Source organism: Micromonospora sicca (assembly GCF_003172935.1).
GTDB classification, from domain to species: Bacteria; Actinomycetota; Actinomycetes; order Mycobacteriales; family Micromonosporaceae; genus Micromonospora; species Micromonospora sicca.
Map to the genome: position 1 here is coordinate 1 of NZ_QGKS01000299.1, position 5,689 is coordinate 5,689.

Sequence of the window (5,689 nt, forward strand, 5' to 3'; positions counted from 1 at the left end):
CACAACCAGTACCGCGTCAAGAAACCCGACGAACCAGGCGGCGTCCGCCACGACAGACCCGCCACGATCCGGCTCTACAAGCTCAGCCACCAAACTCCATGATCAACTTAGGCTACGCGGCATTGGGGCAAGCATGGCGTCGGCCGCCTTCCGCTCCTGCCCGTGCTTCGGCCTTGCTCGGGCAAGCCGCAACTGACCAAGTTCGGCCAGAACTTTGTTCAAGTCGTACTGGGGCCGATAGCCGGACAGTTCCGCCTGCAGCTCGACCGGAAAGATTCGGCCGCGGAAGAGCGGCGCCCACGGCCGATGGCCGCCGGTGGCTGGCCCCTTCGTTTGGCGAAGGATCACTGGAAGATTGTTCGGCACGGTGTGCGGCAGCACGAACAGCCCACCGCTGCTCGAACGTCCCCACGCTTCATGGGGATGATGGGCGTATCTTACGCAAAGATCGCGAATTGCTTGCCGTTCAGAATCGGCCCAGTGGGCTGCCGCAAAATCCACTCCATACAACGCAGGCCAGACGTGATCGATATAGCCAGACCGGCGAATTTTCCCGAGCCCGAAGCTGGAGGCCGCAAACAGCACTAGATGAATATTCACCAAGTGGAGCGAGCGCCAACTGCGAATATGGCAGTTCCGAGCCCAGGCGGCAGCATACTTGCACGCCTCTTCCCCGGAACCGGAATAATCCCCCACGAAGACCAGGCTCCGCACCCGCTTACTTCGAAGGTATTCAAGGGAGGTAGCGCGATCGAAAACAGTGCCGGGACTCAGCCGTCTGACATCTCGCAGAATGTTCTGAACCAGATACTCGCTGCCGGCCTCGCCCGCCCCACTCCAAACAGTTGGCGTCACCACGTCCAAGGCAGAACTGCCTCCACTGACGGCTGGTGACTCGGGCTCTTTTTCGAACATCACGTCGTGAGGCCTGGTTGGCTTCACGCTGAAGAGGGCTGCGGGACGTTCGATTTCACCGCTCGCCAGCCGTTCGGCAAGAAACGTGACCAGTTCTACTCGGAACATGTCCGCTGAGACGAAGTGAAGGCTGTTGACTAGCAAGGAAGCTGCAGGTCGGTCTTCGGGCGTGAAGTTCGACAGCCATCGCGTTCCAGTCGGCGTCTCACTCGGCCGCATCGTCGACTTCAACCTCCACCCTTGACCTACTGGATGCCTCGACCTCATTGATCCGATGACAACAGAAACAGCTAGATGCTATTGCGGCGAGAACGAGAGAACCCTACGGTCGTTCCACTAACCTATGCAGTTACAAGCACTGTCAACACGAATTCATGCTCTCAGAAGTGATCTATGCGCCTGCGCGAGGTGACGCATGTCTTGCTAGGCTATGGGTCTTTTCCAGCCACGTCAACGGGTGCTTGCGGCTCGTGCTGGCTGTCTGATGGACGGGAGCAGACCTGAGCGGTGCGCGACCGAGGAGGAGGCTTCGGGGATCTACGGCGGTCTCTCAGACGACGACTGCCGCTCATCTTCCCGCGATCCCAATACGACAGTGGTCCGTCGCGCGGTTGCCGACGCCACAGCGATCGAGTAGCTAAATTCGCGATTGGACGCTGCAGACGCCCGTATGCCACGCACTGTGACCCGAAGACTGCACAGCGCCAGCGTCCTGACCTGCCGAGCGCTGCAAGCCTGGAACTTGGGTCGGTTGAGATGCGCTCCGGCTCCACGACTGACTGAGGGGCGCGGCTAGGAACGGGGCTCCGTGTCGAATCCGTCACCGTACTTCGCTATGACCCATCTGGTAAGCCGACCTGTGTTGTCGTCAGCTACAACGATGCGGCCGTCCGGAAGCGGAATTATCTTGCAGCGTTCCGTTATCAGCTCGATCCGAGTGCCGTTTAACGCAACGAGCTGAGTGGCAACCATGCTCGCGATGAACTGGTCGATATCCGCTCGGCGCTCGGCGAGGAAGGCCAGCAACTCTGGCTGACGGACGTCAACTTCGTTCCCGCGAAGGAGCGCACTGAACACGGCGGCCTGCTCGTTGTCCAGGTACGTCGGCTCCCACGGCTTAACAAGGGCGGATGTCGACCGCAGGACATCCTTTGGCCAGTCGTGATAGGTGATCTCCCACGTCGGACGCTCGTCTCTTACCCTGGCGCGGGCGGACAGGAACGCGTGTACGACGTCTTCCTCTAGGTCCTCGCCCCAGAGACCGCCGAGAGAATAGTCCTCACCCAGCCTGGTCCAGATGAGCTCAAGCAGAAAGATCAGGGGGTTCGATGCTCTCGTTGAGCAGTAGAAGTGCCATTCCGGCGGCACCGCGAAGGGAACGTAGGGCAGCCCATTCGCCTTTACTAGAGCATATTCCCCCGAAACAACGAGGTGCGGGAAGCCAGCTATGCCGAGCCCAGCCTTCCCAGACTTTCGCTGGATGACCTCGTGCAGGGAGTCACGAAAGTTCTTTTCGCTGCGGAAGCCTCGATAGCCAAAGATTACTCGAATGGACCCCAAGCGCTCACTGACCAGGGCATTGAACACGGCCCGATCGGCCAGCGGCAACCGGGCAAAGTCCTGCAAGCTAGAGACGGTTTTCCCGGTGATCTGACCGAAAGTGCGATAAACGAGGGTCAAGTCGGGTGATCGAGACGCGTCGGCCTGGCCGGAGTCGATATACCTGCGCTCGACGTTCTTTACGTCCGCAAGATGATTGAAGGCGTCGGCCAAGTCCTGCCCGTACAGACTCTTCTTGATCTCAACGACGGCAATCACGTCTTTGGTGTGCCAGACATATTTTCCGGTATAAGGGATTGCCTTACCCTTGCCGGATACCAGCATACAGTCGATCTCACCCGAGAAAGAACCGAGCCCGTCCTCGATGAATCCCGAAACTACCCGGAGGCCGAACTCGCTGGGAACAGCCCTGCTGAGCACATGCTGGGTCAGGCCCTCGTACATGTCGCCGATCGTCGGTCCGTGCTTGACGGCAACCTCGTCGAGCTTGGCCGCCTCCCGCTGCATGAGCTCGTGCAGGAGATCGGCGACTGTCCGGATCATTCGCACATTCTTGCTTGTTGAAACGAGTTCGGCGCGGGCGTGTGCAAGATCAGGAGGGTGGTTGACTCTGTTGGGATTCCTGGTCAGTCGAACAACCGGCCGATGAGGGCACCTTCGCCGGACTGCAGGACGTGCGCGGCCCGTAACGGTATCCAGAAGCACTCGAACCGGGTGGCCTCCTGCTCGCCGTCGTGGTCTTCCTGGCTCGCCCATCGCTCGGGCGTCGCCCCGTGCAGCGTCAACTTGAAGACGTGGCGACGCTGGATCTCGAAGCGGAGCGGGCTGATGTCGTACTCGATCTCCCCCAGCTTGCGCACGATGCTGAAGCCCGTCAGTCCGGTCTCTTCGCGGGCTTCGCGCAGCGCCGCGTCCGCCGGGTCCTCAGCCGGGCGGACGCTGCCGCCGGGCACCTGGATGCCCACCTGCTCGTAGCTGAAGTCGGTGTGCCGGAAGACGAGCAAGTGACCTTCCCGCACGACATAGCAGAGAACCTTGTTGGTGATCACCTTCTCGGGCATGGCGCCTTCCTCCTCTCATTCCTGAGACGTCTACCTGGAGCCTGGCAGGTGCGGATCGGGCAGGCCGAAGATGGCTTCCTGGGCCGATCGGGCGAGGGTGGCCTGGGTGGTGGCCGGTAGGCCGAGCCTGTTCCAGTGGAAGATCACGTGCAAAGCGATTACTGCGCGAAGACCACGGGTGAGGCTGCCCCTTTCCCGTTGGCGGTGTAGGGCTGCACCGGCGTTCGCGAATGCGGCGTGCCAGTCGCCGGTGGCGCGAGGTGCGCCGAGCAGCAGGCTCCGAACGTCTCCCGTGAACCGCTCCCACCTGCGGGCATCGGTAATGGGTGCCTGGTTGAGGTGTGCTGCGCGGTGCTCGATAACTTGGGCCCAGACGTCGCCTTGCTCGTTGAGATCCAGCCCTGCTGCACGCATCAGGGCGGTGCACAAGATGAGGGAGTGTTCGCGCCGGGTGGTGGGGTGCTGGTGGAGGTAGGTGAGGAGGTGGCGGCTGTCGTGGTGGAACAGCGTGTGCGCGGTGGTCATGGCGTCATGGCCGCCGAAGGCATGGGTTTCGGGTTCGTAGATGTCGCCGGTCCAAGTGGCCCCTTCGGTGAGTAGCCGGCGGGCCTGGTCTCCGCTGTCTGCGCTGTTTGTGGGGAGGTAGCGGATGCGCCAGGCGCCTTTGCGGATGAACCACCAGCAGGTGATCAGGCCGGCGGTCTCGGCGGCGGGAAGCACTCGGCTGAGGTGGGTGACTGCCTGTTGCTCGCGCTCCCGGGCGGTCTGGACGGGGTAGGTGATGTTGACCTGGTGCCAGGGTGTGTGGTCCACGGCGGCTCTTTCGTCAGGTGAGGAGGAGACAGGCGTCCCAGGGGGTGGTGGCGGCGGTGACGAGGTCGGCTCCTGCTTTGCCGTCGAGAAGCCCCTCGGGCTCGTTGGGGGTGGGGGTGGTCTGCCGGTGGAGATCTTCTACGGCAGCCAGGGGTATCAAGGTGAGGGCGTTGGAAGCGACCCGGCGGGCGGTAGCAAACAGTCCGGCGGTGCCGTGGCACAGGCTTCGGTCGGTGAGCCGCCGGAGTTGTCCGGGGTCGGTGACGCAGGTCGTGAAGGCGGTCTCGACGAGGCGCTGCCGGGTGGTGTCGTGCAGGGCCTGCGCGGCGAGTTGCTGAGCGCGGGCGATGCCCGGGGTGCCGTAGCACCAGGACGGCCGCAGCGGGGTTCGCTGGGCCGGCGTTCCGCCGCGTAGGTCGGTGATGGTGATGGTTTGCGGCCACCAGATCGTGCCGTCGGTGTGTTGCTGCCAGGCGTCCAGCCATCGGCTGATGCGGTTGATCGCCGTGGTGTGTCCGGCGACGGTGATGCCGTCGAGGAGGGCGAGCGCGAGCAGCGCCAGTGGGCCGGTGATGCCGTGTGCCATGCCGAAGTTCGCGTGACCGCCGGGGGGCGGTGGCTGGCGGCGTTCGGGCCCGTTCCAGCACCACCAGCCGGGTAGCTCGCCTCGCGGTTCGGTGAGCCGGACGAGGTAGTCCAGGACCTGGCGGAGCAGGTCATGATCGCCGAGCCGGCGCAGGACGACGCCGAGCCCGGTCAGTCCGCGGATGAGGTCGTACTCGGCGTAGTGCGGCTGCTGGTGGCGGTCGATGCGGCGGTGGGCGGCGTCAAGCCGTCGGCGGGTCACCGTGGCGGTGCCGTCGGCGGTGACCGCTCGTGCTTTGGCGAGTTCCGGGTGGTCGGTGGTGGCGAGGACGAAGGCGAGCGCGGGAGCGCCATAGAAGAGGCTGGACCCGTCGGCGATGCTCACGCCATCGGCGGTGGCGTCGCGCAGCGCCTCGTACGCTGCGGCCCGGTTGCCGGTTTCCAAAAGCAGCAGGGCGATGCCGACCGCGCCGTCGGCGAGGGACTGCGCTGAGGTCACGGCTTACGCCCGGCAAGGGTGGTGCGGGCGATGGTGCGGGCCAGCCGCAGGCAGTGCTGTTCGGAGGTGAGGTCGACGCCGATCATGCGGGCGTGGTGCAGGTGCAGCAGGTCGCCCAGCACCTCGTCGGGGTCGAGCCCGTCATCGACGACCAACGACCGGTAGTTAGCCAGCGCTGCCGCGAGTCGCTCGTCATGCACTGGGCGCCGGGCGTGTTCGAGCTGGGTGGGGTCGAGGCGGGGACCGGTCCGGTACG

Annotated in this window: 6 protein-coding genes; all 6 read right to left on the bottom strand. The window is 63.8% G+C overall.

What is annotated here, in order from left to right:
• Window positions 1-102 precede the first annotated feature (102 nt).
• On the bottom strand, window positions 103-1,146 hold the full coding sequence (locus DKT69_RS37880; RefSeq protein ID WP_146231200.1) for a phosphoribosyltransferase-like protein: 1,044 nt from the start codon (window positions 1,144-1,146) through the stop codon (window positions 103-105).
• Between the two features lie 561 nt (window positions 1,147-1,707).
• Complete coding sequence (locus DKT69_RS25050; protein WP_109803960.1) at window positions 1,708-3,018, bottom strand: DUF6602 domain-containing protein; 1,311 nt, start codon at window positions 3,016-3,018, stop codon at window positions 1,708-1,710.
• A gap of 83 nt (window positions 3,019-3,101) precedes the next feature.
• Window positions 3,102-3,536, bottom strand: a complete 435-nt coding sequence (locus DKT69_RS25055) for an NUDIX hydrolase (protein ID WP_109803961.1) — start codon at window positions 3,534-3,536, stop codon at window positions 3,102-3,104.
• Between the two features lie 30 nt (window positions 3,537-3,566).
• Complete coding sequence (locus DKT69_RS25060) at window positions 3,567-4,349, bottom strand: thiopeptide-type bacteriocin biosynthesis protein (protein ID WP_109803962.1); 783 nt, start codon at window positions 4,347-4,349, stop codon at window positions 3,567-3,569.
• Between the two features lie 13 nt (window positions 4,350-4,362).
• Window positions 4,363-5,433 (bottom strand): lanthionine synthetase C family protein, encoded by a 1,071-nt coding sequence (locus DKT69_RS25065; protein ID WP_109803963.1) that lies wholly within the window; start codon window positions 5,431-5,433, stop codon window positions 4,363-4,365.
• The coding region (locus DKT69_RS25070; protein ID WP_201749845.1) for a hypothetical protein at window positions 5,430-5,689 on the bottom strand (260 nt) is incomplete at its 5' end. The genes DKT69_RS25065 and DKT69_RS25070, both read right to left, overlap by 4 nt.